This is a genomic window from Xanthobacter sp. BG11Y11_SDJG, assembly GCF_057364445.1.
This window is the reverse complement of record NZ_JBNFNU010000573.1, coordinates 1-1958: the sequence shown is the minus strand read 5'-3', so window position 1 is coordinate 1958 and position 1958 is coordinate 1. Positions and strand designations below refer to the sequence as shown.

Below are 1958 nucleotides of genomic sequence, written 5' to 3'. Positions count from 1 at the left end.
CGTCGCGGCGGTGGAGCCCGGCCTGTTCGGCCTCGGCCCCGTGCCGGCCGTGCGCAAGGCGCTGGACCGCGCCGGCTGGACGCTGGGCGATATCGAGCGGATCGAGATCAACGAGGCGTTCGCCGCCGTGCCGCTGGCCGTGGCCCGCACGCTCGGCCTGCCCGAGGACATCGTCAACGTGGAAGGCGGCGCGGTGGCGCACGGCCACCCCATCGGCGCCACCGGCGCAGTGCTGGTGACGCGGCTGCTCCACGGCATGCGGCGCGACGGCATTCGCCGGGGAATGGTCACCCTGTGCATCGGCGGTGGCCAGGGCATCGCCCTCGCCCTCGAAGCCGCCTGAGCCGCCACGAAAGGCCGCGCCATGACCGATGCGACCACATCCCCGCGGGCCGCCGCCGCTCCGCCGCTGGAAGGCCGCACCCGGCGCCTGGTGGAAGCCCCGATGCTGCCGCTGCTGCTCTCCATGGCGTGGCCCAACATGCTGATCATGGTGGCGCAGGCGGCCACCGGGCTGATCGAGACCTGGTGGATCGCGCACCTCGGCACCGATGCGCTCGCCGGCATGGCGCTGGTGTTTCCGCCGGTGATGCTGATGACCATGATCTCCGCCGGCGCCATGGGGGGCGGCATCTCCTCCGCCATCGCACGGGCGCTGGGCGCCGGACGGCGCGAGGAGGCGGATGCGCTGGTGCTGCATGCGGTGGTGATCAATGGCGCCTTGGGCCTCTCCTTCTCGCTCGTGTTCCTGCTGTTCGGGCGACCCATCTACACCGCGCTCGGCGGCACCGGCGGCGCCCTGGAGGCGGCGCTGGTCTATTCCAACACGGTGTTCGCGGGCATCGTCTTCGTGTGGCTAATGAACGCGCTGGCGAGCGTGATCCGCGGCACGGGCGACATGCTCTTCCCCGCCGTCGTCATCTGCGCCGGCGTGGTGTTCCTCATCCCCGCCTCGCCGGTGCTGATCTTCGGGCTCGGCCCCGTTCCCGGCCTCGGCATCGCCGGCGGCGGCGTGGCGCTGACGCTGTTCTATGCGGTGGGCACGCTCGCCATGGCCTGGCGGGTCGCCTCCGGACGCAACCCCGCCCGCTTCCGCTGGGTGCGCCTGCGCTGGGCGCTCATGCGGGGCATCCTGAAGGTCGGCGCGGTCTCGGCGGTCGCCTCCATCCAGACCAACGTGACCATCGCCGGGGCGACCGCCCTCGTCGCAGCGGCGGCCGGGGTCGAGGCCGTGGCCGGGTTCGGCACCGGCGCGCGGCTCGAATACCTGCTGATCCCGCTCATCTTCGGCATCGGCGCGCCGCTGGTGGCGCTGGTGGGCACCAATATCGGCGCCGGGCGCGGCGACCGGGCGCTCGCCATCGCGCTGATGGGCGGCGGCCTCGCCTTTCTCGTCACCGAGGCGATCGGCATCGCCGCCGCTTTGTGGCCTCAGGCCTGGCTGTCGCTGTTCAGCGACGACCCGGCCATGATCGCCGCTGGCAGCGACTATCTGAGGATCGTCGGGCCGGCCTACGGCTTCTTCGGTCTCGGCATGTCGCTCTATTTCGCCTCGCAGGGCGCGGGACGGCTGTTCTGGCCGCTGGCGAGCGGCTTCCTGCGCGTGGCGCTGGCGCTCGGCGGGGGCTGGCTCGCCCTCGCGCTCACCGGTTCGCTCACGGCGCTGTTCGCGGCGCTTGCCGCGGCGCTGGTGGCGTACGGATTGACCATCCTCGCGGCGGTGCGCTCCGGCGCCTGGTTCCGGTAGCGCCGGCGCCGCGCGCTCAGGCGCGCCGGCCGTCGAGCGCCCGAACAGATAGCCGATGGCGGCGACCACGATCAGCAGCACCGCGAGCAGGAAGGCGCCGGACACCGGCAGCCCCCCCGCCCGCCCGCCTGCGACAGGCCGCCCGAAGACGAACCCGGCGATGGCGAACACGCCCATGAGCACGCCGAGCGCCAGCGGCCGCAGCGCGCCG

At 73.3% G+C, this 1958-nt stretch carries 1 protein-coding gene and 1 pseudogene; both read left to right on the top strand.

The window, feature by feature from the left end; translation table 11 throughout:
* A pseudogene (locus tag AC2W7M_RS24545) lies at positions 1 to 343 on the top strand (acetyl-CoA C-acyltransferase); the annotation flags it as partial.
* 21 nt (positions 344 to 364) lie between these two features.
* On the top strand, positions 365 to 1747 hold the full coding sequence (locus AC2W7M_RS24540; RefSeq protein WP_486135642.1) for an MATE family efflux transporter: 1383 nt from the start codon (positions 365 to 367) through the stop codon (positions 1745 to 1747).
* Positions 1748 to 1958: the final 211 nt, after the last annotated feature.

Coding starts and splice junctions, on each gene's coding strand:
- AC2W7M_RS24540 (WP_486135642.1), top strand. CDS start 365: ATGACCGATGCGACCACATCCCCGCGGGCCGCCGCCGCTCCGCCGCTG.